Source organism: Streptomyces sp. NPDC093586 (assembly GCF_044764905.1).
GTDB lineage: Bacteria > Actinomycetota > Actinomycetes > Streptomycetales > Streptomycetaceae > Streptomyces.
Map to the genome: position 1 here is coordinate 89,906 of NZ_JBIWJA010000007.1, position 25,646 is coordinate 115,551.

General features: G+C 73.2%; 29 protein-coding genes. 8 read left to right on the forward strand and 21 right to left on the reverse strand.

Going from position 1 to position 25,646, the window contains the following annotated elements; all coding sequences use genetic code 11:
• Positions 1-3: 3 nt before the first annotated feature.
• Complete coding sequence (locus ACIRFH_RS10485; protein ID WP_403518883.1) at positions 4-1,014, reverse strand: helix-turn-helix transcriptional regulator; 1,011 nt, start codon at positions 1,012-1,014, stop codon at positions 4-6.
• 93 nt (positions 1,015-1,107) lie between these two features.
• Here ACIRFH_RS10485 and ACIRFH_RS10490 point away from each other — a divergent pair, with 93 nt between their 5' ends.
• The gene (locus ACIRFH_RS10490) at positions 1,108-1,506 is read left to right on the forward strand and encodes a VOC family protein (protein ID WP_403518885.1); all 399 of its coding nucleotides are present in this window, start codon (positions 1,108-1,110) and stop codon (positions 1,504-1,506) included.
• A gap of 79 nt (positions 1,507-1,585) precedes the next feature.
• Here ACIRFH_RS10490 and ACIRFH_RS10495 read toward each other — a convergent pair whose 3' ends face one another.
• Positions 1,586-2,557, reverse strand: coding sequence for an SDR family NAD(P)-dependent oxidoreductase (locus ACIRFH_RS10495; protein ID WP_403518887.1), 972 nt, complete (start codon positions 2,555-2,557; stop codon positions 1,586-1,588).
• Positions 2,558-2,612: 55 nt separating this feature from the next.
• Between ACIRFH_RS10495 and ACIRFH_RS10500 the strand changes: the two genes are divergently transcribed.
• On the forward strand, positions 2,613-3,044 hold the full coding sequence (locus ACIRFH_RS10500) for a MerR family transcriptional regulator (RefSeq protein WP_403518889.1): 432 nt from the start codon (positions 2,613-2,615) through the stop codon (positions 3,042-3,044).
• A 211-nt stretch (positions 3,045-3,255) separates the two neighbouring features.
• Here the strand turns inward: ACIRFH_RS10500 and ACIRFH_RS10505 are convergent, their stop codons facing one another.
• The gene (locus ACIRFH_RS10505) at positions 3,256-3,411 is read right to left on the reverse strand and encodes a hypothetical protein (RefSeq protein ID WP_403518891.1); all 156 of its coding nucleotides are present in this window, start codon (positions 3,409-3,411) and stop codon (positions 3,256-3,258) included.
• Positions 3,412-3,614: 203 nt separating this feature from the next.
• Positions 3,615-3,998, reverse strand: coding sequence for an STAS domain-containing protein (locus ACIRFH_RS10510; RefSeq protein ID WP_403518893.1), 384 nt, complete (start codon positions 3,996-3,998; stop codon positions 3,615-3,617).
• Positions 3,999-4,104: 106 nt separating this feature from the next.
• Here ACIRFH_RS10510 and ACIRFH_RS10515 point away from each other — a divergent pair, with 106 nt between their 5' ends.
• Complete coding sequence (locus ACIRFH_RS10515; protein WP_403518895.1) at positions 4,105-4,467, forward strand: helix-turn-helix transcriptional regulator; 363 nt, start codon at positions 4,105-4,107, stop codon at positions 4,465-4,467.
• Positions 4,468-4,670: 203 nt separating this feature from the next.
• Here the strand turns inward: ACIRFH_RS10515 and ACIRFH_RS10520 are convergent, their stop codons facing one another.
• The 11 genes from ACIRFH_RS10520 to ACIRFH_RS10570 form a co-directional block, all read right to left on the reverse strand.
• A complete protein-coding gene (locus tag ACIRFH_RS10520) occupies positions 4,671-5,006 on the reverse strand; it encodes an STAS domain-containing protein (protein ID WP_403518897.1) in 336 nt (111 codons plus the stop codon).
• Positions 5,003-6,292 carry a PP2C family protein-serine/threonine phosphatase gene (locus ACIRFH_RS10525; protein ID WP_403518899.1) on the reverse strand — a complete coding sequence of 430 codons (1,290 nt, stop codon included), beginning with the start codon at positions 6,290-6,292 and terminating at the stop codon, positions 5,003-5,005. The genes ACIRFH_RS10520 and ACIRFH_RS10525 overlap by 4 nt, the downstream gene beginning before the upstream one ends.
• Positions 6,289-7,092, reverse strand: coding sequence for an alpha/beta fold hydrolase (locus tag ACIRFH_RS10530; protein ID WP_403518901.1), 804 nt, complete (start codon positions 7,090-7,092; stop codon positions 6,289-6,291). The genes ACIRFH_RS10525 and ACIRFH_RS10530 overlap by 4 nt, the downstream gene beginning before the upstream one ends.
• Positions 7,093-7,190: 98 nt before the next feature.
• On the reverse strand, positions 7,191-8,102 hold the full coding sequence (locus ACIRFH_RS10535) for an NAD-dependent epimerase/dehydratase family protein (protein WP_403518903.1): 912 nt from the start codon (positions 8,100-8,102) through the stop codon (positions 7,191-7,193).
• The gene (locus tag ACIRFH_RS10540; protein WP_403518905.1) at positions 8,099-9,253 is read right to left on the reverse strand and encodes a cytochrome P450; all 1,155 of its coding nucleotides are present in this window, start codon (positions 9,251-9,253) and stop codon (positions 8,099-8,101) included. Before ACIRFH_RS10540 ends, ACIRFH_RS10535 begins: the two co-directional genes overlap by 4 nt.
• The gene (locus ACIRFH_RS10545; RefSeq protein WP_403518907.1) at positions 9,250-10,026 is read right to left on the reverse strand and encodes a glycosyltransferase family 2 protein; all 777 of its coding nucleotides are present in this window, start codon (positions 10,024-10,026) and stop codon (positions 9,250-9,252) included. The genes ACIRFH_RS10540 and ACIRFH_RS10545 overlap by 4 nt, the downstream gene beginning before the upstream one ends.
• Positions 10,023-11,501, reverse strand: a complete 1,479-nt coding sequence (locus ACIRFH_RS10550) for a class I adenylate-forming enzyme family protein (protein WP_403518909.1) — start codon at positions 11,499-11,501, stop codon at positions 10,023-10,025. Before ACIRFH_RS10550 ends, ACIRFH_RS10545 begins: the two co-directional genes overlap by 4 nt.
• Positions 11,501-12,241, reverse strand: a complete 741-nt coding sequence (locus tag ACIRFH_RS10555; RefSeq protein ID WP_403518911.1) for a glycosyltransferase family 2 protein — start codon at positions 12,239-12,241, stop codon at positions 11,501-11,503. The genes ACIRFH_RS10550 and ACIRFH_RS10555 overlap by 1 nt, the downstream gene beginning before the upstream one ends.
• Positions 12,238-13,266, reverse strand: a complete 1,029-nt coding sequence (locus ACIRFH_RS10560) for a 3-oxoacyl-ACP synthase III family protein (protein ID WP_403518913.1) — start codon at positions 13,264-13,266, stop codon at positions 12,238-12,240. Before ACIRFH_RS10560 ends, ACIRFH_RS10555 begins: the two co-directional genes overlap by 4 nt.
• A gap of 207 nt (positions 13,267-13,473) precedes the next feature.
• A complete protein-coding gene (locus ACIRFH_RS10565) occupies positions 13,474-14,655 on the reverse strand; it encodes a PP2C family protein-serine/threonine phosphatase (RefSeq protein WP_403518915.1) in 1,182 nt (393 codons plus the stop codon).
• Positions 14,656-14,844: 189 nt separating this feature from the next.
• Positions 14,845-15,762, reverse strand: a complete 918-nt coding sequence (locus ACIRFH_RS10570) for an alpha/beta hydrolase (RefSeq protein ID WP_403518917.1) — start codon at positions 15,760-15,762, stop codon at positions 14,845-14,847.
• A gap of 206 nt (positions 15,763-15,968) precedes the next feature.
• Between ACIRFH_RS10570 and ACIRFH_RS10575 the strand changes: the two genes are divergently transcribed.
• Positions 15,969-16,886 carry a helix-turn-helix domain-containing protein gene (locus tag ACIRFH_RS10575; protein ID WP_403518919.1) on the forward strand — a complete coding sequence of 306 codons (918 nt, stop codon included), beginning with the start codon at positions 15,969-15,971 and terminating at the stop codon, positions 16,884-16,886.
• Positions 16,887-17,168: 282 nt separating this feature from the next.
• Here ACIRFH_RS10575 and ACIRFH_RS10580 read toward each other — a convergent pair whose 3' ends face one another.
• The 4 genes from ACIRFH_RS10580 to ACIRFH_RS10595 all read right to left on the reverse strand — a co-directional run bounded on the left by ACIRFH_RS10580 (position 17,169) and on the right by ACIRFH_RS10595 (position 20,251).
• Positions 17,169-17,732, reverse strand: a complete 564-nt coding sequence (locus ACIRFH_RS10580; protein WP_403518920.1) for a TIGR03086 family metal-binding protein — start codon at positions 17,730-17,732, stop codon at positions 17,169-17,171.
• On the reverse strand, positions 17,729-18,325 hold the full coding sequence (locus ACIRFH_RS10585; protein WP_403518922.1) for a TetR/AcrR family transcriptional regulator: 597 nt from the start codon (positions 18,323-18,325) through the stop codon (positions 17,729-17,731). Before ACIRFH_RS10585 ends, ACIRFH_RS10580 begins: the two co-directional genes overlap by 4 nt.
• Before the next feature lie 334 nt (positions 18,326-18,659).
• On the reverse strand, positions 18,660-19,772 hold the full coding sequence (locus ACIRFH_RS10590) for an FAD-dependent oxidoreductase (protein ID WP_403518924.1): 1,113 nt from the start codon (positions 19,770-19,772) through the stop codon (positions 18,660-18,662).
• Between the two features lie 308 nt (positions 19,773-20,080).
• The gene (locus ACIRFH_RS10595) at positions 20,081-20,251 is read right to left on the reverse strand and encodes a hydrophobic protein (RefSeq protein ID WP_403518926.1); all 171 of its coding nucleotides are present in this window, start codon (positions 20,249-20,251) and stop codon (positions 20,081-20,083) included.
• A 206-nt stretch (positions 20,252-20,457) separates the two neighbouring features.
• Here ACIRFH_RS10595 and ACIRFH_RS10600 point away from each other — a divergent pair, with 206 nt between their 5' ends.
• The 3 genes from ACIRFH_RS10600 to ACIRFH_RS10610 all read left to right on the forward strand — a co-directional run bounded on the left by ACIRFH_RS10600 (position 20,458) and on the right by ACIRFH_RS10610 (position 22,518).
• Entirely contained in the window at positions 20,458-21,129 is a 672-nt protein-coding gene (locus tag ACIRFH_RS10600; RefSeq protein WP_403518927.1) for a HEAT repeat domain-containing protein, read from the forward strand.
• A gap of 6 nt (positions 21,130-21,135) precedes the next feature.
• Positions 21,136-22,134 (forward strand): MerR family transcriptional regulator, encoded by a 999-nt coding sequence (locus ACIRFH_RS10605; protein ID WP_403518929.1) that lies wholly within the window; start codon positions 21,136-21,138, stop codon positions 22,132-22,134.
• Positions 22,135-22,257: 123 nt separating this feature from the next.
• Positions 22,258-22,518 (forward strand): GlsB/YeaQ/YmgE family stress response membrane protein, encoded by a 261-nt coding sequence (locus tag ACIRFH_RS10610; RefSeq protein ID WP_403518931.1) that lies wholly within the window; start codon positions 22,258-22,260, stop codon positions 22,516-22,518.
• Positions 22,519-22,628: 110 nt separating this feature from the next.
• On the opposite strand, the gene ACIRFH_RS10615 is transcribed toward ACIRFH_RS10610, so the two are convergent.
• Together ACIRFH_RS10615 and ACIRFH_RS10620 are read right to left on the reverse strand one after the other, a co-directional pair.
• Complete coding sequence (locus ACIRFH_RS10615) at positions 22,629-23,105, reverse strand: hypothetical protein (protein WP_403518933.1); 477 nt, start codon at positions 23,103-23,105, stop codon at positions 22,629-22,631.
• A 27-nt stretch (positions 23,106-23,132) separates the two neighbouring features.
• Positions 23,133-24,230 (reverse strand): LacI family DNA-binding transcriptional regulator, encoded by a 1,098-nt coding sequence (locus ACIRFH_RS10620; RefSeq protein ID WP_403518935.1) that lies wholly within the window; start codon positions 24,228-24,230, stop codon positions 23,133-23,135.
• 230 nt (positions 24,231-24,460) lie between these two features.
• Here ACIRFH_RS10620 and ACIRFH_RS10625 point away from each other — a divergent pair, with 230 nt between their 5' ends.
• On the forward strand, positions 24,461-25,633 hold the full coding sequence (locus tag ACIRFH_RS10625) for an ABC transporter ATP-binding protein (RefSeq protein WP_403518936.1): 1,173 nt from the start codon (positions 24,461-24,463) through the stop codon (positions 25,631-25,633).
• The last annotated feature ends 13 nt before the right edge of the window (positions 25,634-25,646 follow it).

Below are 25,646 nucleotides of genomic sequence, written 5' to 3' on the forward strand. Positions count from 1 at the left end.
GTCTCATGACGTGGGTTCCCGGCCGTCAGGCCCGGCGGCGCAGGACGCGAGACGGCCGGCGAGTGCGGTGACGAGGTCGCGCAGTTCGTCGGGGCGCTCGATGACGAACGGCCGGTCGAGTGCGGCGAGTACCGGGGGCAGCCAGTCGAGCCGTGCCGCCCGCAGTTCGACGCGCAGCCAGCGTTCGGCCGCCCGGTCCTGGCCTGCCGCGGGTTCGTGCTCCTCCAGGACGGCGACGCCGACGGGAAGGTGGGCGCGGATCCGCTCGGCCGTCCCGTGGATCCGCAAGGTCACCTCGTGCGGGTACTCGGCCGTGGCGAACCCCGACAGCACGCGCTGTGCCGGACCTGGGCCACCGGGCGCTTCGAAGGAGCCGGGCAGGGCCCTCGCGTCCGCGATGCGCTCGAGCCGGAAGGTGCGGTCCTCGCCGATCCGGGCGTCCTTGCCCGTGACGTACCACCGGCCCGCATGGGCGACGATCCCGTACGCGTGCAGCGTGCGTTCGCTGCGCCGTCCGTTGCGGTCGGTGTAGCGGATCGAGACCGGCCGGCGGTGGCGCACCGCATCGGCGAGGGTGAGCAGGATCCCGGCGTCCGGGGTGTCGAACTCGCCCGGCCGGTCCGTGAAGGCGAGAGCCTCCAGGAGTGTGTCGAGCCGACGGGCGATGTGCCGGGGCAGCACCCGCCTGATCTTCGCCGATGCCGTCTCGTTCGCCGTGCGCTCCGCCGTCGTCAGACCTGTTCGGCGGCCGGCGACCAGGCCGAGCAGCACGGCCAGCGCCTCGTCGTCGCTGAGCATGAGCGGAGGCAGGCGGTACCCGGGAGCGAGCCGGTACCCGCCGTAGCGGCCGCGCACCGATTCCACGGGCACGCCCAGGTCGGTCAGATGGTCCACGTACCGCCGCACGGTGCGTCCTTCGACGCCGAGCCGGCCGGCGAGTTCGGCCACGGTCCGGGTGCCCCCGGACTGCAGCAGCTCCAGGAGGGTCAGCACGCGGCCGGTGGGTCGGGACATGGGCACAACCTAGCGCGGATAGTGGACCGGTTCTGTCCTCTATCCCTCCTAGCCTGCGACGTGCACACCTTCAGTACGGCCAAGGAGATCCCCATGGACTTCGTCTCGATCCGCATCATCACCAGCGACGTGGCGCGCCTCGTCGAGTTCTACGAGCGCGTCACGGGGGTGCGGGCGGTGTGGGCCACCGAGGACTTCGCCGAGCTCAGGACCGCGGGCGCCACCCTCGCGATCGCCGGCACCCGCACCGTCCCGCTGTTCGCCCCGGGCTCCGCCCGCCCGGCGGACAACCACAGCGTGATCACCGAGTTCCTCGTCGAGGACGTGGACCGCGTGCACCGGAACCTGACCGGCTTCGTCACCGACTTCGTCAACGGGCCCACCACGATGCCCTGGGGCAACCGGTCCCTGCTGTTCCGCGACCCCGACGGCAACCTCGTCAACTTCTTCACCCCCGTCACTCCGGAGGCCGTCGAAAGGCTGACGCGCTGACGTGGCACACAGCCGGGGACGCGGAAGCCCGGGGATCCCGGGGATCCCGGGGACCCCGGGGATGCCGAGCGGAACGGGTTCACCGGGTGAGCGGTGTGGCACCGGTCGCGGCGAGAGACAGGTCCCAGAGCCTGGCGGCCTCCTCGGGGTCGATGGCGTACGGGCGGACTCCGCCGTCGTCCATGGGCCGGCCGGGGGCGGAGACGCGGGCGATGTCGCAGTCCTCCAGATAGAGCCCGCCGCGGCCGTCGAGGAGCGGGGACGTGGCGGCCCACAGGCCCGTGGCGGCGCCCTGGGAGGGGGTCTTGAAGTCGGCTGCGAGCACCTTGCCGTGCTCGTCCACCCACCCGCGGTCGATCTGTTCCTGGAGCGTCATCTCCCGCTGGAGACCGGTGATGATCTTGCCTGGGTGGAGGGCGAACGCCCGGACGCCGTCGTCGCGCCCGAGAGCGTCGAGGTGTACGGCGAACAGGGCGTTGGCGGTCTTGGCCTGGCCGTAGGCCAGCCACTTGTCGTAGCCGGTGCGGAAGTGCGGGTCGTGCCAGCGGATGCCGGTCAGCGTGTGTCCGGCGGAGCTGTTGACGACGACGCGCGCGCCTCCTGCGGCGGCCAGGAGCGGGTAGAGCTCGCAGGCGAGGGTGAAGTGCCCGAAGTGGTTGGCGGTGAGCTGGCCCTCCCAGCCGGGCCCCACGCGCCGCTCCGGGGTGGCCATGACTCCGGCGACGGCCATCAGGAGGTCGAGCCGGTCGAGCCGGTCGCTGATGTGCGCGGCGGCCGAGCGGACGCTGCCGAGGTCGGCCAGGTCCATCGGGACGATCTCGCTGCCCTCCACCTCCTGGAGAGCGGCACGGGCGACTTGTGGACGGCGGGCGGGAACGATCACCCGGGCCCCGGCGGCCGTCAGAGCCCGGGTGGTCTCCAGGCCGAGTCCGGAGTACCCCCCGGTCACCACGACGGTCCTGCCGGAGAGGTCATGACCGGCCATGACGTCCTGCGCGGTCGTGGCGGCGGAGAAGGGCGAGCCGAGCAGCTGCTGATCGGTAAGGGTCATGCCACCGACGCTAGGATCTGGAGTGAGGTCTAGATCAAGTCCGGGGGTGAGCGGCGTGACGACCACCGAGGCTGCCGCGCGGTCGCTGAGCATCGGCGAGGTGGCCGGACGGACCGGCCTGAGCGTGCACGCCCTGCGCTTCTACGAGCGCGAGGGCCTGCTCGTCGGGCCGGTCCGGCGCACATCGGGCGGCAGGCGGCGCTACACCTCCGCCGACGTCGACTGGCTGCTGATCTGTGTCAAGCTCCGCGAATCCGGTATGCCGCTCGCCGACCTCAAGCACTTCGCCCACCTCGTACGCCAGGGACCGGGCAACGAGGCGGAACGACTGCGCCTGCTCGACGCCCACCGACAGCGCGTCGACGCCCGGATCCAGGCGCTCCAGGAGTGCCGGTCCGTCATCACCTGGAAAGTCGACGTCTACGCCGACCACCTCGCCCGCGGCGAAGCCCGCGGCCTGTGGGATCCGACAGCCGAAGACGAGTGAGGTCAGCCGCGTCGTGCGCCCTGCGCCGCCCTCGGACTCGGCCGGGCGGCACAGCATCGCGGCCGGACGGAAGCGGTACCCGGCGGCTGTGTCGAGCATCAGGCGTCGTCGGCACGGGCGTCGGCCCGTGCGGGGTGAGCGGAGCGGCGCCACTTGAGTGTGGCTGCGGCGGCAAGCAGGACGAGCACGGCTGCCGCGGGGCCGCCCGGCGTCAGGACGCGCCGAAGAGAGGCCGCGGCGGCATGCCCCACACCGCCTCCGCCGTCGCCCACAGGCAGGCGGTGACGATGCCGTAGGGAACGATGCGGCGGTAGGACAGGCGGGCGGCGCCCGCGAGAACGTCTCCGCCCGGCGCCAGGTGAATCATCGACCACTACACCGGGTACGGGAGCCCGCACCCGCCTTGCACCGTGTACAGCCGAACACCCGGCGAGAGACCCCGCAGGACGAGCGGGGCTCGGCCTGGTCGTCCTGCAGGGCGCGCGCGAACTCCCGGCACGAGCCCGGCCGTCGGCGCCCGTCGTGCAGACGGACCGGAAGGCGGGGCTCGCCGGTCCGCCGATGGGGGTCTCAGCAGGCCGTGGCCTCTTCCACCGTCGCCCGTACTTTCAGGACGGTGTCCACTCCGGTGAGCTGCAGCAGCCGGCTCAGTTGCTGCGTCGGGGCGGCCACGCGGAAGTCGACCGCTTGGTGGGTGAGGATCAGCAGATTCAGCAGGGACGAGTCCGCGAAGGTGATGCCCGAGGCGTCCAGAACCACCTTCGGATGCTCCGCGGCCGCGGCGTGCAGCGCGTCCGCCAGGGGCGTGATCGACTGCATGTCGTACGCCCCCCGTGCGCCGACGACCCAGGCGCCGCACCGCTCGTACTGCACCAATGTGGTCTGGTCCAGGACCCGCAACCGGTGCCCGCCGGCGTCGCTCGAGTGCCCTGTGACCGCGTCATCCCTAGACACCCTCGGGACCCTCCTGTGTCTTCCCCCGCCAAAGCCTGTCATCCATTGCGCGAAAAGTATGTCATGTATTAGGCGTCCGGCAAAGACGGTCCCTAAAATGCTGTGCATGGTTGAAGTGCCTGGATCTCACACCGGATGGACGTTCGTCACCAACCACGCGCGCGTACTGGCCGCCATCGCCGACAACCCGAACGTCCGGATCCGCGACATCGCCGCCCGCTGCCGGCTCACCGAGCGCGCCGTCCAGCGGATCATCTCCGATCTCGAGCAGGACGGTTACCTCTCCCACACCCGCGACGGGCGCACGAACACCTACCGCATCGAGCCGGACAAGGTCCTGCGTCACCCGGCGGAAGCGGGTCTGACCGTGGCCGCGCTGCTCTCCCTGCTCGTCCAGGACGAGACCGACCGGGGACGGAAGCCCGATGGCCCGTCGCCCCGCCTGGTCGACGCCAGTGGTGCGCGGTAGCGGCGGGACGGGTGCGGATCGCGCGTACGCGCGCAGCCTGTGCGACGCCCGCTCCGGGCCGGTCACGGCAACGGCGAGGGGAAGGGCCGCTTCGACCTCCCCAGGTGTCGCGGCCCTTCCCCGCCTGCGCGTGACTACCCATCCGGCGCGGCCTCACTCCCCCGCTCTTCCCGTGCCGGTGTCCGCGCCTGCGCCCTGACGGCTCAGGGCCGCTCGGCCGCGCTGTCGGGCAGCAGGGTGAAGATCCGGTCGAGGCCGACGACGCGCAGCACGCGCAGGGTGCGGTCGGGGACGGAGGCGAGCGCGACGTCGGCCCGGGCGGCCTGGGCGTGGTTGCGGACGACGATCAGGGCGGTGATGCCGCTGGAGTCGCAGAACGTCATGCCGGCCAGGTCCAGGACGAGGCACTGGCCCGGCCGGAGGGTGAGCCCGGGAAGCAGGTCGCGCAGTCGGCCGGCGGTGTCGTGGTCGAGGTCTCCGAAGATCTCCAGGACGGGACCGGTGGGAGCGTCTCGGGTGGTGATCGTCAACGGGTTCATGCGGTGGTTCTCGTGCGAGGGGCGGAGGCGGGGACGCCGAGGGCGAGCAGGGCGGTGTCGTCGTCGAGGCCGTCGCCGAAGCCGTCCAGGAGGCCGGTCAGCGCTTCGACCACGGCGTGTGCGGACCTGCCGGCGTGGCCGGCGGCGAAGGCGAGCAGGGCGTCGTCACCGAAGAGGGCGGTGCGGTCCTCGCCGGTGCGGGCTTCGGTGAGGCCGTCGGTGTACAGCAACAGGCTGTCACCGTGGCCGAGGACGGTCGTGGCGGTGGTGAAGGCGGCATCGGGCAGGACGCCGACGAGGAGGCCGCCGGGGGTGGGCAGGAAGTCGGCCGTGCCGTCCGCCCGCAGGACGAGGGCCGGCGGATGCCCGCCCGAGGCGAGGCGGACGGTGACCTGCCCGGTGGCGGGGTCGGGCTCGATGACCCCGTAGATGACGGTGCAGTAGCGCGGGTCGCCGCCCGTGTAGCGCTCGTGGAGCACCTTGTTGAGGGTCGTCAGGGCGGAGACGGGCTCCGGGTCGTGCAGGGCCGCGGCGCGCAGGGTGTAGCGGGTCAGTGAGGTGACCGCGGCGGCCTGCGGGCCCTTGCCGCACACGTCACCGAGAAAGAAGGCGAAGCGTTCGCCGTCGACCGGGAAGAGGTCGTAGAAGTCGCCGCCGAGCCGGTCGGGGGACGCGGTGCGGTAGTGCACGGCCGCCTCGACGCCCGGCACGGACACCAGGGTCGCGGGGAGCAGCGACTGCTGGAGCACGGCCAGCGCGTCCTGCAGCCGCGCCCGGTCGGCCTCCGCCTCCCTCCGCGCTTCCTCCGCCGCCTTCCGGGCCCGCAGCAGTTCCTCCTCGTAGGCGCGGCGGTCCCGGGCGTCGAAGACGGTGGTCCGGATCAGCAGGGGCTCGCCGGTGCTGCCGCGCTTGACGACCGAGGAGACCAGGACCGGTATGCGGGCACCACCGGTCTGCTTGATCTCGAGGGCTATGCCGCTGATCTCGCCCTGCATCCGCAGCAGGGGCGCGAAGTGCGTCTCGTGGTAGAGCTTGCCGCCCACGGTCAGCAGATCGGTGAACCGCATCCGGCCCACCACCGCTCGCCGTTCCAGACCGAGCCAGTCCAGCAGCGTGGAGTTGATCTTGGCGATGGTGCCGTCCATCAGCGTGGACAGGTAGCCGCACGGCGCGCTCTCGTAGAGTTCCTCGGCGCTGTCCTCCAGCAGCGCGGCGAACGCCGCGTCCGGTGTCTTCTCGTCGTCCGGGTCGTCCGGGTCGGGTTGCGGCCCGGTGCGGCACGTCACCGCAGACGCGCCAGGAAGTCGGTGATCGCCTCGTTGGTGGCCGCCGGTGCGGACAGGTGCGGGCAGTGCCCGGTGGCGTCGAGCGTGACCAGCTGTGAGCCGGGGATCGTCCGGTGGACGTAGGCGCCGACCTCCCGGGGGGCGATGACGTCCTGGGTGCACTCCAGCACCAGCGTCGGCACCGTCACGTCCTTCAGGTCGTCCCGCGAGTCCGACAGGAACGTGGTCCGCGCGAAGACCCGTGCCATGTCCGGGTCCGTGGCGCAGAAGCTGTTCTTCAGCTCCTCGCCGAGCTCGGGGCGGTCCGCGTTGCCCATGATGACCGGTGCCATGGCCGCCGACCAGCCCAGGTAGTTGGCTTCCAGGGAGGCCAGCAGTTCGTCGATGTCCTCGGCGCTGAACCCGCCCCGGTAGCCGTCGTCGTCGATGTACCGCGGGGACGGAGCGACCATCACCAGCGCCCCGATCCGCTCGGGGGCCGTCCCGGCGGCCAGCACGCCGATCATCGCGCTCACCGAGTGCCCCACGAACACGGCATCGCGCAGGTCGAGTGCCTCGCACACCTCGACCGCGTCCTGGGCGTAGCCCTCCAGAGAGGCGTAGCGGTCCGGCGAGAACGCGGCCAGGTCCGAGCGGCCGCAGCCCACGTAGTCGAACATCACCACCCGGTGGTTCTCCACCAGGGCGGGCACCGTCAGCCGCCACATGTTCTGGTCGCAACCGAACCCGTGCGCCAGCACCACCGTGCGCCCCAGCGGGTTGCCTGTGACCGTGACATGGTTCCTGCGCTCGATATCCACCCCGCTACTCTCTCAGGCCCCGTCCACGGCCCCGGCACCGGCACCGGCACCGGCCCGATCGCCGCCCCACCACCGCGCACCGTGGTGGCACCGCCGGTTCACCTGACCGGTACGGCAGTCGTGTAGTCCTCCAGCGTGCGGCGGGCCTCCCATCCCTGGGACGCGGCCTTGCGTACGTCCAGGACGACCGACGACGCCAGCTGGTCCACGGCGTAGTGGGTGAGGGGTGACTCCCCGCGGCCGAGGAGCCGGGTCAGCCGCTGGGCGGCGCCCGCCGCCGTGCGGGCGACCGGCAGGGGGAGGTGGCCGATGCGTACCCGTTCGCCGTGCGCCCGCAGCACCGCCCGGATCGCCTCGTCCCGGTCGTAGGGCGCCGGGTCGGCGATGTTGTACGCGCCCGGCGGCCAGCCGGCGGCCGAGAGGCAGGCGTCCGCGAGGTTCTCGACGGCCGTCAGGCTGAGGCGGACGCTCGGCCCCGGCAGCATGAGCAGTCCGCGGCGGACGCGGGACAGCAGCCGGGGCACCAGATGCGGGTCCCCGGCGCCGTAGACCGCCCGCGGGCGCAGCACCACGGCGCCCGCGGCGAGCGCCAGTGCCTCGCCGGCGGCCTTGGTGCGGCCGTACGCGTTCAGGTGCCCGCGCACCGGATGGTCCTCGGTGATGCGGGAACGTCCGGGACCGGGCGCGTAGACGCTGGCGCTGCTCACCCACACCACCGGCCGGCCGGCGGCCGCGTCCAGCAGCCGTGCCGTGCCATCGACGTTGACGGCGTGCATGGCGGCCTCGGCCGGGGAGCCGGGCACCGGGTCGCCGACGGCCGCCGCGCAGTGCACGACGAGGTCGGCGCCGGACAGGCCGGGCGCCTCCCGGGCGGCGTCCCAGGGGACGTGCCTGCCGACCGGGCCGGGGCGCCGTCCCACGCACAGGACGTCGGCGCCGCGGGCGGCGGCCGCGGCGGCGACGTGCGAGCCGCAGAAGCCGCTCGCGCCGGTGACGGCGATGGTGGTCATCGGTGCTCCTGGACGCGATGGCGGGTGGTCGCCCGGACCGTGAGGGAGCTCCACCCGGGCAGGGCCGCGCCCCGGTCCGGGCGGGCGCGCAGGACGGTGGGACGGTGGGGAGCGAGCGCGGCGAGGGCGTCGTCGAGCTGTGTGCGGGCGAGGCGCGCGCCGGGGCAGGCATGGGGTCCGGCGCCGAAGACGAGCCGGGCCACGGCGGGTGGAGCCGGGTGGCGGGCGTCCGGTGCGTCGCGGTGGGCCCGGGCGGCGTGCCGCGCCACCAGGACCAGGCGGTCCCCGGCCCGTACCGGGCAGCCGTCCAGGTCGGCGTCGGCCGCCGCCGCGCGGGGCAGCAGCGGAGAGGGGGCGACCACGCGCAGCAGTTCGTCCGCCAGGATCGGGCGCAGGCGGTCGTCGGCCGCCTGGTCCCACAGCCGGGCGTCGGCGCACCAGGCGGCGGCGCGGGGCAGGGCGGCGACGGTGGTGTTGACGGCGGCGACCGCGAGCACGGACCGCAGGGCCGTGTCCGCTGCCGCGCCGGGCCCGTCCACCGCGGCGAGCAGGGCCTCCAGCCTCGCGGTGGCCGCGCCGGCCGCCCGTGTGGTGCCCGGCGGCCTGGGACCGGGCAGGTGGTCGCGTACGGCGGCGGCCGCAGCCTCGGCGGCCGCTTCGGCCACTGCCTCCGGGTCGCCGGCGGTGCGCAGGAGCGCGCAGACGGTGGCCCCGGCCAGTTCGCGGGCCAGCGGTACGAGGTCGACGTCGCGGCCCTCGGCGAGCGGGGCGAGACGGCGGGTCAGGACGGCCTGCCACACCGGGCGCAGCCGTTCCACCCCGGCCGCGCCGAGGCCGTCGGCGACCGTGCGCCGGGTGGCGCGATGGCCGGCCCCCTCCTGACCGAACAGCGTTTCGCCCGCGGTCAGTCGCCGTGCCGCGCCGCCGGTGGTGCCGGCGGCGGCGCGGTCCAGCGGGATGCGGGTGAGGGCCTGCCGGTACGGCTCGGTGCCGTGGACCAGGACCGTACCGCCGACGCGGGTGACGGCCCGGCCGCGGGTGGCCGCGAGAAGAGCGAACAGCAGGGGGTGGGAACGGGTGTACACGCGCCGGTCGCGGCGGCGGGCGGCGCGGAGGGCGGACGCGGTGGATTCCGAGGGAGACGTGGTCACCGGACGTGCACCTGCTTCGGGTCGGCGGGGAGGTAACGGCGGTCCCAGCACCACAGCAGGGTCCGGCGGGCGCCCCAGGCCCGCAGGCGGCGCAGGCTGGTGTGCACCACCATCCGCTCGGCCCGCGCGATCCGGTCGCTGTGCTCGCGCGCCCGGTTGAGGAGGACCACGTCCTCGGGCGGGCCCTCCAGCGGGGTGCGGGGCGTGCCGCCGCAGCGCAGGTAGAGCGCGGCCGTGATGGCGAGGTTGTGGCCGTGGCACAGCACATAGGGCGCGCGGTAGCGCGGGTGCCGGTGCCCGGTGCGGTAGCGCCCGTACAGTGCGGTCGCCCTGACGACCGCCGGGAGGAGGTACCGCTCGGCCGGGGAGGGCGACTCGTCGCGGCGCGGGAGACTGCGGCCGCAGGCCATCTCCGTCCCGCGGGCGAACTCCGCGCGCGCCGCGGCGATCCAGTCGGCGGCGGGCAGGCAGTCGGCGTCCGTGCGGACGAGCAGGCCGGCGCCGCGCGCGACGGCGTGGCGGAAGCCGGTGTCGACGGCGGCGCCGGTGCCCCGCTCCGCCTCGTGGACGAGGTGCACGGGGAAGGGCGCGCCGGCGGCGAAGCGGCGTACGACGGCGGCGGTCGCGTCGGTGGAGGCGTTGTCGACGACGACGAGGGAGAAGCCGGTGTCGGTCTGGGCGGCGAGCGCGGCGAGGGTGGCCCCGATCCCGGCCTCCTCGTTGTAGGCGGGCACCACGGCCCACAGCGACGGCGCACGGCCGGGCCCGGTCATCCGCGGCTCCGTTCGGTGAGGTGCCGGGCGGCGAGACGCGCGGTCGCGGCGCGGTCGGGTTTCCGCGAGCGGCCGGACAGCGGGATGCCGGCGAGCAGCACCGCGTCCGGGCGGGCGGAGCCCATGCGTTCCAGCGGTCCGGCCAGGGCCGCCCGCAGCGCGTCGCGGTCCGTCCCGGGGCTCGGCTGGACGACGGCGACCAGGCGTTCGTCGCCGTCTCCGGCCGGTACGCCCACGAGCAGGGCGAGTTCGACGCCCGGTACGTGCAACGCCGGTTCGTACAAGCCCGGGTAGATGTTCTCCGCGCGGCGCAGGACCATGTCCTTGAGGCGGCCCTCCAGCACGATCCGGCCGGCGTCGAGGCGTGCCCGGTCGCCGGTGGCGACCCACGGGTCCGGTTCCCCGCCCAGATAGCGGTGCCGCGCGGCGGGACCGGACAGCAGCAGCTCACCGGCCGCGTCGGTCCTGGCCGCCACTGCGGAGAGAGGGGCGCCGACCAGGTCCCCTTCGCCGGTGAAGGCGGCCTTGTCGGCCTGCTCGACCGCCGCGGCGGGGAACAGCTCGGTCAGCGCGTAGACGCCCCACGCCTCGTCGGCGCCCGCGCGCTTGATGCGGGTGAGCAGGTCGGCGCTCGCCGGGGCCGATCCGGTCCACACGCGTCCGGTGAACCGGCCGCCCAGCGCCAGCACCCGCCGGAGCTGCGGCGGTGTCAGGTAGGTGGCCTGCGGGGCGAGCCGGCGCAGCTGCCGGGGCAGGACGCGCGCGGAGCGGGCGGGCAGCGCGACCGGCGCTCCGGCCGCGAGGGACGGTACGAGGACGAAGAAGGTGCCGCCGAGGACGGGCCGTCCGGCCTCGGGCCGGACCAGCTCGGTCACCGCGGTCATGCCGGCGGCGAGCGAGGAGCGGGTGTGCACCACCGCGCGGGGCCGTGACGTGGTGCCGGAGGTGAACACGATGACCGCGTCGCCGTCCCCGTCCACGGGGCGCGGCAGGACCGCGGTCCGGACGTCGGCGTCCAGGGCGGGGGCGCAGCCGGGCAGCCTCGGCCCGACCGTGGCCACCGGCCCCAGCTCCACGAGGTCGGGCAGGGCCAGGCGGGCCCGGCGGGCGAGCGGCCGGGCCCATCCCGCGGCCGCCTGGGCGGCGGCGTCGGCGAGGACGACGTCGGGGCGGGCCAGGGCGAGGCGGGCCCGCAGCACGTCGGGGCCGGCGCCCGGATCGAGCACCGCGGCCCGGGCGCCGAGCCGGTGCACGGCGAGCAGCACCGCGAGGGCCCGGGGTCCGGGCCGTACGGCGACGCCGACGGTGCTGCCGCGTCCGGTGCCCCGTCGGTGCAGGGCGGCCGTGTAGCGGTCGGCGAGGTCGGCCAGGTCCCCGTTGGTGGCCTTGGTGCGTACGGCCCCGGTGCGGGTGGCGCCGAGGACGGCGGGCTTCTCGGGCCGGCGCCGCAGGGTGTGGGCGAGGGTGTCGAGCATCAGCGCGGGTCCTCCCCGTGACGGCCGGGGCCCCTGTCGAGGTACCAGCGGGCCGTGCCGACGAGGCCGTAGGCGCGCAGTCGGCGGGTGGAGTTCTCCACGACCATGTCGCGGGCGTGGACGATGGCGGTGGTGTGGCGGCGCACCCGGTTCAGGAAGAGGCGGTCGGTGGGGGAAGGCCGGCGCGGCATTCCGCCGACGGCTTCGTACAGCGCCGCGGTGACGGCCATGTTGTTGCCGGCGTGCATCCGGTAGGGGGTGAGGTAGCCGTGGCGGCGGTGGTGGGCGGGACGTACGCGGCCGAAGAGGGCGGCGACGCGGACCAGCGCGCGGAAGGCGGCCCGCCCGAGCGGCCCGTGCTCGTCGCGGCGCGCGTCGATGCGTCCGCACACCAGGCCCGCGCCGTGTCGCAGGGCGTCGCGGGCGGCGGCCGTCCAGCCGGGATGGGGCAGGCAGTCGGCGTCGGTACGGGCCAGCAGGGTCGCACCGTGCGCGATCGCGTACCGGAAGCCGGTGTCCACCGCGCAGCCCACACCCTTGTCCGGCTCGCTCAGGACGTGGACCGGGAACGGCGCCCGGCGGGCGAAGTCGTCCGCGACGGCCGCCGTGGTGTCGGTGGAGGCGTTGTCCACGACGACGAGGGTGAAGTCACGGTCGCGCTGGCCCGCCAGCGCGTCCAGGGTGGCGCCGATGCGTGCGGCCTCCTGGTGCGCGGGCACCACCACCCACAGGGCGCTCATGCCTTCTCCCACACCATGGTCATGATGCTCACGCCACCGCCCAGACCCACGAACAGCACCCGGTCGCCGGGACGCAACTCCCCGTGGACCCGGTCGAGTTGCACGCCGAGCGTGGCACTGGCCATGTTGCCGAGTCCGGGCACGGTGAGGACGAGCCGGTCCCGGGGGACGCCGGTGAGCTCCACGAACCGCTCCAGGTACGGCACGGTGACCTGGTGGACCAGGATGTGCCGGAAGTCGGTCCACGCCAGGCCGGTGCGCCGGCGCATCCGGTCGAGCACCGACGTGCCGACCTTCTCGAACACCTCGCGCAGCTCTGCGCCGTCACCGTGGAAGTACGTGTGCTCGTCGCCTCGGGGGTGGCGCGAACCGCCGCCGAGGATCCCGCCGACCGACCAGTGTTCGGAGTGCGTCTCGGTGTCCACGTCGAGGATGCCGCCCCGCTCCACCGTCTCCAGGACGACCGCGGCCCCGGCGTCGCCGAAGGTGTAGCCCGCGAACCCGTCGCGGAGCTGACCGGGGCCGGAGGGGGCGTGCCGCACCGCGCGGCTCGGGGTCTCGCCGGTGACGACCAGGGCCCGGCGTGCGCGGCCGGCGAGGATCATCGCCCGTGCCGTGTCGATGCCGTTGACGAAGCTGTTGCACGCGTTCGTCACGTCCAGCGCGTGTGCCCGGGAGCCGAGTTCGGCCTGGACGATGTGCGCGGTCGCCGGTTCGGCCACGTCCCGCGTCGCGGAGGCGAAGACCAGCAGGTCCACGTCGTACGGGCTGAGCCCGGCCCGGCCCAGGGCGGTGCGTGCCGCCCGTACCGCGAGGGTGGAGGCGTACTCGTCCCGCGCCGCCACTCGGCGCGAGGTGATTCCGGTGACCCGTTCGAGCATCCGTGGCGGCAGGGAGAGCCCTGCGGCCGCGGCGATCCGGTCCTGGAGCTGCCGGGACGTCACTTCGCGTTCCGGCAGGGAGCAGGCCACCGCGGTGATGCCGGCACGGCGTGCCGGTCTGCGGGCAGCGTGGTCTATGTGCATGGGCCGGACGCTACGGCTGAGCTCGGGCCGCCTGCCTGAGCACGCGTACTCAGTGGGCATAGGTGATCGGCCGCTGTCTCCGCCCCGGTCGATGTCCGGCCGTGCGTGCGCCGCCCACGACGCCTCCGGAACCGGTGCACGCCGTGGTGCACGGGCGCGTCGCCGGTTCGCCCCGGCGCTGTGGAACGTCCCTTCCACAGGTGCGGGTCACGTCATCGGTGGACCGGCGGGGCGGGTTCCGTGCCAGTCCAGGACCATGACCGTCGCGTCGTCCTCGAGGTCGCCGTGGCAGGCGTCCCGTACGGCGGCCGTGAGGGCGCGGACGGTCTCCCTGGGGTGCAGGGCGCGGGTGTCACGCAGGAGCGTGGACAGGCCGGCCGCGGCGGCGCCGCGGTCCTGCATGCCGTCGGTGAGCAGGACCAGCCGGTCTCCGGGACGCAGGCGCAACTCCTGCAGGGCGTACGGGATCGGGGAGGCCACTCCGAACGGAAGGTTCACGGCGAGTCCGACCTCCTCCACGGTCGTGCCGCGCACCCGCAGGGGCCAGGGGTGGCCGGCGTTGACCAGTTCCGCGACGCCTGTTTCCAGGTCGATGCAGAACAGCTGACCGGTGGCCAGGCCCCGGCCGTGGGCCAGCAGGGCCTCGTGGGCGTGGCGGGCCTGTCTGAGGGCGTCGCAGCCGCCACGGCGGGCCCGGCGCAGTGCGCCGACCAGCAAGGTGGCCAGCAGGGCCGAGTCGGTGTCGTGCCCCATGGCGTCCGTGATGGAGAGGTGCAGGGTCTCGCCGTCGAGGCTGTAGTCGTACGTGTCGCCTCCGATGTCGTCGGCCGGGACGAGCCCCGCGGCCAGGGTGAACCGGTCGGCCTCGCAGCACGCCGCCGAAGGCAGCAACTGGTGCTGGATCTCGGCGGCCAGGCTGGTCGTGGTGGTGCGCTGACCGACGTGGTACAGGTCGGTGAAGCGGCGGTCGGTGACGACGATGTAGGCCAGCGCGTGCGCCGCCTCGCCGACCTGTCTGAGGACGGTGTCGTCGGCGTGCTGCAGGATCACCTCCAGTACGCCGATGCAGTCGCCGCGGTTGGTGACCGGGGTGATGACGCGCTGTCCGCCCTGGCCGTCCGGTTCCACCCGTCGGCGCTGGCTGCGCAGGACGCTGTCGTAGACGCTGCCTTGCAGGTCGATCGGTTCGGTCCGGGCCGGGAGGCCACCGTCCACGGTTGCGGGCAACCGCACCAGCCGTTGGCCGATGAGGTCGACGAACAGGAAGGACACGCGCTCGGCCCCGAACCGCTTCTGCAGATTCCGCGCGACCACGTCGACGGATCCTCCGGGTGGCGCCGCCTCGGCAGCGGCCAGAAGCTCTCCCAGTTCCAGATCTCCACCGTCCACGGCACCCTCCTGTCCAGTGCCGTGACGTCTTCCCCGCAATCTTTCGAAGTCACCCGGCGTGGCCCGGACGGGGGGGCGGCGACAGCCCGCGCAGTCGAACAGGCCTCCGCGTACGGGACATCGTCGCGGCATGACGTCCGGCGGAGCCGCCGAGGACTCCGCCTGTCCCGTCACCGGCACGGCGGGCGGTCACCCGGCCAGGGCCTTGCCGAAGAACCCGGTGAGCTCGGCGACGGCGGGGGTGACGTACTCGTCCTTGTCGTACAGGTCGATGTGGGTGGCGCCGTCGATGACGACCAGTTCCTTGGGGCCGGCCGCCTTCTCGATCGCTTCCCTGCTGAAGTAGGCGGTCTCCGCCTCCGACCCGATGATCATCAGCAGGGGACGGGGCGCGATGAGCCGGATCATCGCGTACGAGTCGTACTGGGCGATCAGGTCGATGCCGCGCAGCAGCCAGCCCCGGTTCGCGCGGGGGTGGTGGCCGCGCGGGGTGCAGTAGAACTCGTAGGTCTCCCGGAACTGCCTGGTCGCCGTCTCCAGCAGTTCCCCGGCGTTGCCGGGAATCCATGCCTCCAGCCGCGGGGCCGCTCCGCGCGCTTCCGCGGTGCGCAGGGCACCGGCCTGATCGAGCATGGCGCTCAGGACCGCCGGGTCCTGGGTGCGGCCCAGACCCTCGCGGAACACCGAACCGAGGTCCACGGCGCTGACCGTGGCGACGCCCTTGATGCGGTGGTCGGTCTGTGCGGCGTAGGGGACGTACCCGCCGGAGGCGCAGATGCCCAACGCGCCGATACGGCCGGGGTCGATGTCGTCACGCGTGGTCAGGCAGGTCACGGCGGACTTGATGTCCTCGGCCCGCTGGAAGGGGTTCTCCAGTCCTCGCGGCTCGCCCTCGCTCTCGCCCTGGTGGGCGGCGTCGAAGACGAGCGCGGCGAACCCGGCGTCGGCCAGGCGCTCGGCGTAGACGCTCGGGCTCTGCTCCTTCACCCCGCCTCCCGGATGGGAGACGACGACGGCGGGCATCCGGTCGCCGGCGCGGTGGTCGGGGGTGAAGAGGATCCCTGCGAGGAGGAGGCCGTTGCTGGGGAAGGTGACGCTGGTCTTCATGTTCCGTCTCTCCTGGACGCGGACGAGAAAGTCTGTGACCGCGTACCCGACGGGCACCTTGGAGGCGGCCCGTCCACCCGGTCACGTCACCGACACTCGCACGCAGGACCTGGGCGGGTAAGGGGCGTCCTGTGTCCCCGGACTACGCTGTCCCGGGACAGAGCAGGCCCCCTCTCGCGAGGGTGACCGTCTGCAAGACCGTGTCCATGAGCAGGAGCAACGCGCACCCCAGCGAACCGGGCGCCTTCCTCAAGGCGCGGCGCACGGAGCTGAGCCCGGCCCAGGCCGGGCTGCCCGGTTCGTCCGGCAGGCGCCGGCTCAAGGGGCTGCGCCGGGAAGAGGTGGCCCTGCCGGCGTCGATCAGCCCCGACTACTACACGCGCCTGGAGCAGGGCCGCCGCCAGGCGTCCGAACCGGTGCTGAACGCCCTTGCGCGTGTCCTCCGGCCCGACGACGACGAGCGCGCCTACCTGTTCGAACTGTCCGGCCGGGACGCCGCCCGGCCCCGCCGGCGCACCGCGCAGAGGGTCCAGCCGCAGCTGCAGCGGCTGCTGGACGACCTGGCCACCACGCCGGCCGTGGTCCTCGGCCGGCGTACCGCCATCCTCGCCTGGAACCCCATGGCCGCCGGCCTGTTCACCGACTTCGCACGGATTCCGGAGCGGGAACGCAACTTCGTGCGGCTGGTCTTCCGCGACCCGGCCGTCCGGGCGCTGTACCCGGACTGGGGCTGGGTGGCCCAGGTCAGCCTGGCGCAGCTGCGCATGGCGGCCGCGCGGGACCCGAAGGATCCACGGCTGGCGGAACTGGTGGGTGAACTGTCCCTCCAGGCCCCCGACTTCCGACGGCGGTGGGGCGGCCACCACGTCGCCGCCCAGGGCGGGGGCACGAAAGTCCTGGACCGTCCCGTCGTCGGCCGGCTCACCCTCGACCGGTCCTTCCTCACCCGCACCGACGACCCCGACCAGCAGCTCATCACGCTGACCGCCGAGCCCGGCACACCCAGCCACGACCGTCTGCGCGTCCTCGCCTCGTGGGCCGCGCGATCCGCCGACCGGTCCGTGGCGGGCCGTCAGGGATCACACGGGCGGGTCTACGGGGCGGTGGACAGCTCCGACAGGTGAGGAGGCATCGTTCCTCCGTGGCCGTTCGGGGGACGGACGTCCCGCCGGCGCATCCGGGCGGACACACCGGCTGCCCGCAAAGACGTCACCCGAAGAGGCGATGTCATGAAGAACCTCCGAAGGGCGCCGGCTGTTGCCGTTGCCGCCGCGACATGAGCCCGCGGCTCGACTCGAGCCTGGTCGCGGCCGTCCCGAGGCCCCGTACGTCCACCGCTCCTGCGGGTTCGCGCGGCGACGCCCGCCCTCGAGCGCAGTGCACGCGAGCGGGCGTCACCGCGAAGGTCACGCAGGCTTCCGCCCCAGGAGAGCCAGAAGCTGCTGCTGAGGCGTGGCCTGCGCCGGAGCGGTCAGAGCGGGTGCGTACATTCCGGTAGCGGCGAATCGCTCCGCCATGGGGGCGATGGCCGTCAGGCAGGCCTCGACGGCCTCATCGTCCAGAAGCGTTTCGCAACCTGCGGCCTGCGCGAGGTCCCAGGCGTGTACGAGCGGTTCGACGACGGCCGTGGCCAGCACCCACTCGGCCGTCACTTCGCCGTGATGTGAGGCGACGCGGCTGTTCGGATCGGTGACGGCCAGCAGATCCAGCATGGACCGGCACGTGGCGGTCCAGGCAGTGGCCGGTGGCCCGACGACCGCCTCGGACGGGTCCCGAAGTGGCTCACGCGGTCCCTGGCCCGACAGCAGAGCGGCGATCTGCCGCTGGCCGTCGATGATGTGTCCCAGAACGTGTGAGCCGGTCCATCCCGGACAGGGAGAGGCGCTGGTCCAGCGGTGTGCCGGCACTCGTTCGACGACGTCGCTGACGCCTGCGAGTACGCGCTGGTAGCGCGCGAGGACGTGGTTCATCGCGCTCCCTTCGAGGCTGGTGTCGACAGGAGTGGATGCAGGGCGTCCCACGCGGCCCGGGCCAGTGCTGTTGCCGCCGTGCGGGGTGGCCCGGCTCCGCCCGTCAGCCAGGTGCGGGTGTATTCCTGAGCCGGTCCGATCCACACGGCGACCACCACGCTCAGGTCGGGCGTGCCGTCCCAGCCGCGGTCCCCCAGCCATTGGCCGACAGCTCGGAAGAACTCCCTGCTGCAAGCCGCGATCCGGGGCGCGTCCCTAGGCGTGCCCCAGTCGGGCGGTGCCGCGAGAAAGGCAGCCAGCTCCGGGTGCGCCTCCACCCAGGCGAGGTGGCGGTGCACGGCTGCCTCGATGCCGGTGCGAAAAGCGGCTTGAGGCGTCAGTACGGCCATCAGCTCATCCTGGTGCTGTTGGAGACCGTGAAGATAGACCTCCTCGGCAAGATCTTGCTTGGTGCGGAAGTGGTGGAAGAAGCTGCCGTTGCTGACCCCCGCCCGCCTGCGGACCTGCTCCACCGTCGTGCGTTGCACTCCGTTCTCGAGGAAGCAGCCGAGGGCCGCGGTCAGGATGCGCTGGTAGGTATCGGAACCCGACATGTCACCAGAGTACTGCTCTAGAGCAGTACTCCACATGCTGTTTCCGGGAATACTGAAAGGTGCCGAAGGGCGACACGTCGAAGGTCACCCGGCCCGAGCTCACCAACGGCCGGGCGGCTTTTCCGAGCGGGGCCAGAGGGTGCCCGACCGCTTCGGTCCGGTGGGGTTCTCGAGCGCTTGACGCATCACGGGGCCGCACAGAACGGGCGCCCGGCCGGTATGGGTCCCGGCCGGACGCCCGTTCCACGTGGTCGGCCTCCGACCCGGTTCTGTTGCTCTCCGGCCGCCACGGCGGTGGAGGACTCCCGGTGCGACCGGAGATGCCCACCACCTCTTACCGGGACTGTTCGTGCCGGGTGAACGCGGCGACCAGGTCGTGGGCCGTGTCGACGTCCGCTTCGGACACGTGGACCTCGGCACTGCGCGGGAACATGGCCTGCTCGTACGCGGTGAGCGCGGCCTCGACGTCGTCGGGGTGGGCGGCGAGGGCCTCGCCGAGTTCGGCGCCGTCGAGCATGGCCAGGTTGGCGCCTTCGCCGTTCGGGGCCGAGAGGTGGGCGGCGTCGCCGAGCAGGGTCGCCCCCGGCACCCGGTCCCACCGGTGTCCGGCCGGCAGCGCGTAGAGGGGGCGCAGGACCGGCGCCGTGTCGCTGTCGGTGATCAGCGCGGTGAGCTCCGGCGCCCAGCCGGCGAACTCCCGCGCGACCCGTGCGGTGGCCACGGCGGCGTCGGTGAAATCGATGGCGTCGAACCAGTCCTGCGGCTCGGACAGCCCCACGTAGGCGTGCAGGGTGTCGCCCCTTTCCCGGTGGGCGAAGATCTCCCGGCCCGGCGTGGGCGCGATCATCGATCCGCCGCCGACGGCCTTCGCGGTGGCCGGGTGCCGGGTTTCGGCGTCGAACAGGTAGGTCTCGACGACCGACTTGCCCGTGTACGCGGGTGTGGCGGTGGAGAGCAGCGGCCGCACCCGTGACCACGCACCGTCCGCGCCGACCAGCAGACCGGTGACGACGGTGCCGCCGTCGGCGAACGTCACCTCGTGGCGGCCCTCGCCGAGGCTACGGGTGCTGTTGACCTTGTGCCCCCACCGGACGGTGCCGGCCGGGAGCGAGTCGAGCAGCAACTGCCGCAGCTCACCGCGCTGCACCTCGGGGCGCTCCCCGGAGCCGTCGTCGGCCTTGTCGAACAGGACCGTCCCGTCCGGCTCGAGGATCCGCAGTGCCTGGCGGCCCTCCAGGACGAGACCATGGAACTCGTCCATCAAGCCGGCTGATCCGAGGGCGAGTTGTCCGTTGTAGTCGTGGATGTCGAGCATCCCGCCCTGCGAGCGCGCGGTGGGGGACGGCTCGGCCTCGTAGACCGTGGCCGGTATTCCGTGGAGGTGCAGGACGCGGGCGAGCGTGAGACCGCCGAGCCCGGCGCCGATGATCGTGACGTGAGTGGTCATGGGACTTCTTCCTGATCACAGACCGCTGGGCGGACCCGACGGGTCACGCCGGGAGCGCCGTCCAGCGGATCGGGACGGTGCGATGGTGCCGACCGGCGCCGTCGATGGCCGGCGCCGTCCTGATCCAAGGTCCCGGCAGCCATCGACAGACCACCGACAGACACCCGACAGACCCGGCCACCACCGACAGACACCCGACACCGGCCCCACACAGAAGGGCGGGCCCGGACCCACTGGGGCCGGACCCACCCTTCACACACCGCTGTTCACCGTGGCGCGACCGTGCCGCGTTCAGTCCGCGGCAGGCATCACCAGCGGTACCAGCGGCCCTTGCGGCCACCACTGGCCGCCGGACGGACGACGAAGCCCAGCAGCCACACCACCAGCACGATCACCGCGACCCACCACAGGGCCTTGAGGGCGAAACCCGCGCCGAAGAGGACCAGGGCCAGAAGAAGAACCAGAAGCAGGGGAACCATTGTCATCAACCTCCTGGCCCGACGTGTGCTCCCAACTCGCCCCGACAAACACGTGATCGCCGCGTTCCTTTCACGGAACGGGGGGCATACGCACACACCCTGCCGATCCTCTGGGCGCCGAGCGGGGGCTGACACCCGCGCGGCGGACGCTGTTTGACCTTGACACGGTGACAGGGTCTTCACTGCGTGCCGAGGAGGTGGTCTCCATGACGGCCACGAGACAGGACACGGAGACGACGCGTACGCTCCGGGCCTTGGAGGACAGCCGTTCGTCGGTGCGGCTGCGGGCCGCTCTGGCGGCCGGTTCGGCACCTGACCCGCGCTTCGTCGACGCGCTCGTCGAGCGATGCGCGATCGAGCCCGAGTTCCTGGTCCGCGACATGCTGACCTGGGCGCTCACCCGCCACCCGCTGTCCACGACGCTCCCCCGGCTGCTCCACGAGGTCCGCTCGGAACGCGCGCAGGCACGGAGCCAGGCACTGCACACGCTGTCCAAGCTCGGGGACCGGCGGGCGTGGCCGGCGATCACCCCCGCGATCCTGTGCGACGCCGACGACGAGGTCGCGCGCACCGCCTGGCGGACCGCGGTCGTTCTCGTACCGGGGGGTGAGGAGCCGGCGTTGGCCACGGTGTTGGTGACGCAGCTCGGGCGCGGCGGGCGGGAGACGCAGCTGAGTCTCAGCCGGGCGCTGGTCGCGCTGGGTGAGATGGTGGTGCCGGCGCTGTCGGCCGCGGAGTCGGCCCCCGATCCGCTGGTGCGCGCGCACGCGCTCGCCACACAGCGGCTGCTGCGCGACCCGGACGCCGGGTTCGAGTTCGCGATCGAGGAGGCGAAGCGCGTCGTGGCTCTCGGCGGGTCCGGCCATGGAGGAGGATAGGACGTCGTGTTGATCGGTGAGGTGGCGCGACGGTCCGGGGTCAGTGCCCGCATGCTCAGGCATTACGAGTCGCTCGGTCTGGTGCGTCCTTCGGGCCGGACCGGCTCCGGTTACCGGGAGTACTCCGGGGAGGACATCCAGCGGATCTTCCAGATCGAGAGCCTGCGTTCGCTGGGACTGTCGCTGCGTGAGGTCGGTCGCGCGCTCGACGATCCCGGCTTCGCCCCCTCGGCGCTCGTCGAGGACCTCATCCGTCGGACGCGTGAACGCATCGCGGCGGAGACCGAGTTGCTCACGCGGTTGCGCCGGATCCGTGCCGCGGACCCCGACGGCTGGGAGCACGTCCTCCAGGCCGTCGCGCTCCTCCAGGCACTGGGGTCGCAGAGCGCCGACGCGCGCCAACGCGCGGCTCTTTCCTCGGTCGGCGAGGTGCCGGTGGAGGCCCTGGTCGAGGCGGCGCTGCGCGAGACGGAGCCGCATGTCGCCGGAGCCCTTCGATGGGCGCTGGCGCGATCGGGCGACGGCGGTCCGGCTCTGCTGGGGCAGGCCCTGGGCTCACCGGCGGCCGCGGTACGGGAACGTGCCGTCCGGGCCCTCGCCGAGATGTCCGGCGACGAGGTCGTGGAACAGCTGCGGAAGGCGCTCGCGGACCCCGACCTCGCGGTCCGCGGACAGGCGGCGCTGGCGCTCGGGACACGCGGTGGGGCCGACGCGGTCCCGACGCTCATCGACATGATCGTGGAGGGCGGGAACGACACCGACGCGGCCGATGCGCTGGGTGTGCTGGCGAGCGACGCCGCGGCGGCGGACGAGATCGCGACCGGCCTCGTCGCCCGCCTCGCCGACGAGGCCGCTCAAGGACCCGCGCGCGGGCGGCTGACCCAGGCGCTGGCGGAGATCCCGGGGGTGAGGGCGTCACGCGCCCTCGTGGAACTGTCGCACGACGCGGACCGTGCCGTGGCGTTGACCGCGGGATACCTCCTCCGCCTGCGCGACACGCGGTGACGTTTCTTCCCGAACGTCCCTCCTGCGGCACGGAGCACCGGGTGGGCGAACAGGCATACGAGCGCGCGGCGGGGGCACGCGAAGAGCAGCCCGAACTTTCGCAGCACCGCAAGGAGGAGAGCCGTGTCGTTTCTCTGGGCCATCATCGCGGGACTCATCATCGGCCTGCTGGCCAAGCTGGTCGTCCCCGGGCGCCAGCCCATCCCGCTGTGGCTGACGACCGTCCTCGGCATCATCGGGGCCGTCGCCGGCAACGCGCTCGCCACCGCGTTCGGCGTACGCGACACCGGTGGCATCGACTGGATCCGCCACGTCCTGCAGATCGGCGTCGCAGCCCTCCTCATCGCTCTCGTCACCCCGTTCTGGGCCCGACGGCACGCCTGAGGCAGGTGCGGAGGGGTGTGTCCGCCGGTCGGTGACCGGCGGACACACCCCTTCGCACGTCCGAGGACGCTGCCGGTGACGGAGCACGTGGTCACCCCTTCGGGGCAGGGTCATCGCAGCGGTCCTCGCTCGTCGACGAGCAGGGTGGGCGTGGACAGGAACACCTCGGCGCCCACCGGGCCGTAGGCGATGTTGAACGTGTCGAGCCAGTACGACCAGCCCCGGAGCCCCATGGCGCTGCTGAAGCGGTAGTTGAGCTGCCAGCGCACCCACTGGCCGGGGGCGAGCCGCACCGCCGGTGGCCGTCGCGGCCGGGGCGGCAGGGCGAACAGGGGCTGGACCCGGGGGAAGACGCGCAGTCGTCCGTCGGCTTCCCGGAGCCGGACATCGACGTTGCCACGCTCCTCACGGTCGTGGTGGGGCTCGAAGCCGTCACGTTCATGCATGCGGATCACGTGTGCGGACGTGGTGCTGCCGGCGGGCGGCAGAGCGAAGCCGACCGGGGCCGCGTTCCGGCGCGAGGCGCCTTCCCCTCCCCGGGACTCCTTCGTCCAGGACGTCCGTATCCACTGGACGGTGATCTCCATCGCGTGCTCCCGCCGAGTCGGCGGCCGTCACTCCCCCGCCACTCGCAGCCGCCGTACGCGCGCGGGGGCGGGGCCGGTCGACTCGCGTGCGATGTACGTCGTGCGCAGGGTGTGGCGGCGGGGGCGGGCTGCGGAGCCGTTGATGCGGCGGACCAGGATGTCCGCCGCCAGCCCGCCCAGTTCCTGTACCGGCTGGCCGACCACGCTCAGCCGCGGCCGGACGAGCGTGGCCCACTCCGCGTCGTCGAAGCCGATGACCGAGACGTCGTCGGGGATGCGGGCGTCGAGGTCGAGCAGGGCGTCCAGCGTTCCGAGCGTGGCCACGTTGTCGGTGGTGAACAGCGCCGTGGGCCGGTCGTCGGAGCTCATCAGGTCCAGTACGGCGGAGCGTGCCCAGGACCGGTCGTACCCGGTGTGGCGGATCAGCTCGGCCTCGCGCGGGATGCCGGCGGCGCGCAGGGCCTGGCGGTAGCCGGTGAGGCGCTCGGTGGTGGTCCAGATGTCCGCGCCCGGTGCCAGCCGCACGGAGTCCTCGTCGCCGGACGCCGAGGTGACGACCGCGATGCGCCGGTGCCCCGCGCCGGTGAACCGGGCCACCGCGGCCTTGGCGGCACCGCGGTTGTCCACCACGACGGTGTCCAGCTCGGCACCGGTGAGCACCCGGTCCAGGAGGACCACGGGAATGCCGGAGGCGACGGCCTTGTCCAGGTGCCCGTGCTCGGCGGCGGCGGGCGCCACGACCAGGCCGTCCACGCGCCGCTCGATGAACATCTGCACCGCGGACTTCTCCGTCTCGCCGTTCTCGTCGCTGTTGGCGAGGACGACCTGCAGGCCGGCCTTGGCCGCGACGTCGGTGACGCCGCGCACGGCACGGGCGAAGTAGGGATTCTCCACGTCGGCGACCACCACGCCCAGTGTGTGGGTACGCCCGCTGATCATGCTCCGGGCCACCGCGTTGGTGCTGTACCCCAGTTCGGCGGCGGCGGCCAGGACCCGTTCCCGGGTGGCCGCGCTCGCCGACCCGTACCCGCCCAGGACCCGCGCGGCGGTGGCCTGCCCCACTCCGGCGTGCCGGGCGACGTCGGGGATGGTGACGCGGCGCGGCGGACGGGGGGTGCTCGGCATGGGCGGTCTCTTCGTCGGTGACGGCTCGGCGGACGCCGAGCAACGGGTCGATGAAATCCAGCGCCATTCAACCATTGACGGACGGCGCCTGCCGGTGGGTAAGGTACGAGCCCGTTGGTAACGTTATCAAAACCCACCGGCACCGCCCGCCCGCCTTTTCCGGGCGACCACGGCATGTCCGCGTGCACGGTCGCCCCGATCCCACGCCCCGAACACCGGAGGTATCACGGATGGCACCCGACACCCTCTCGCCGCCACCGGCCGCAGGCCCGGCCATCACCCTCGTCAACGTGGTCAAGGACTTCGGTGGTGCCCGGGACGCGGCGGCCGTCCGCGGCGTCGACCTCTCGATCGGCGAGGGCGAGTTCTTCTCGCTGCTGGGTCCTTCCGGCTGCGGCAAGACCACCACCCTGCGGATGATCGCCGGCTTCGAGGAGCCGACCGGCGGGCAGATCCTCCTGCACGGCCGCGACATGGTCGGCGTGCCGGCCAACAAGCGCGACATCAACATGGTCTTCCAGTCCTACGCCCTCTTCCCGCACCTGAGCGTCGCCGACAACGTGGCGTTCGGACTGCGCCGCCGGCGCGTACCGAAGGACGAGATCCGCGACCGGGTCGACAAGATCCTGCACACCGTCGAACTCGCCGACAAGGCCGACCGCCGCCCCCGCCAGCTCTCCGGCGGCCAGCAGCAACGCGTCGCGCTCGCCCGCGCCCTGGTCAACCGCCCCCGCGCGCTGCTGCTCGACGAGCCCCTCGGCGCCCTCGACCTGAAGCTCCGCCAGTCGATGCAGCTGGAGCTCAAGCGGATCCAGCGCGAGGTCGGCATCACCTTCGTCTACGTCACGCACGACCAGGCCGAGGCGCTGACCATGTCCGACCGGATCGCGGTGATGAACCACGGTCTGGTCGAACAGGTCGGCCCGCCGCAGGAGGTCTACGAACGGCCCGCCACCGCGTTCGTCGCCGGGTTCATCGGCACCTCCAACCTGATCGGCGGACGTCTGACCGCCACGGACGCGGACACCGGGGTGGTCGACCTGGGCGGCGGCGAGCGCATCGCGGTCGCGCTGCGCGGCTCCCTCGGTGTCGGAGCGGCCGTCGAGGTCACCGTGCGGCCCGAGAAGATCAGGCTGACCACCGGCCCGGCCGACAGCGCCAGCCGGGTCCGCGGCACCGTCCGGGAGGTGGTCTACCTCGGCACCTCCACCAGCTACACGGTGGAGACCCGCGACGGGGTGGAGATGACGGTCTTCCAGCCCAACGACGGCACCGCCTGCGTCGATCCGGCCCGCGGCGACACCGTCTGGCTCTCCTGGGCCACCGCCCACTCCTACCTGCTCACCACCGCACCCGGCCCCGCGGCGACCGCCACCGGCCCGGTTTCCCTCACCTCGCGCTGACGACAGGCAGACC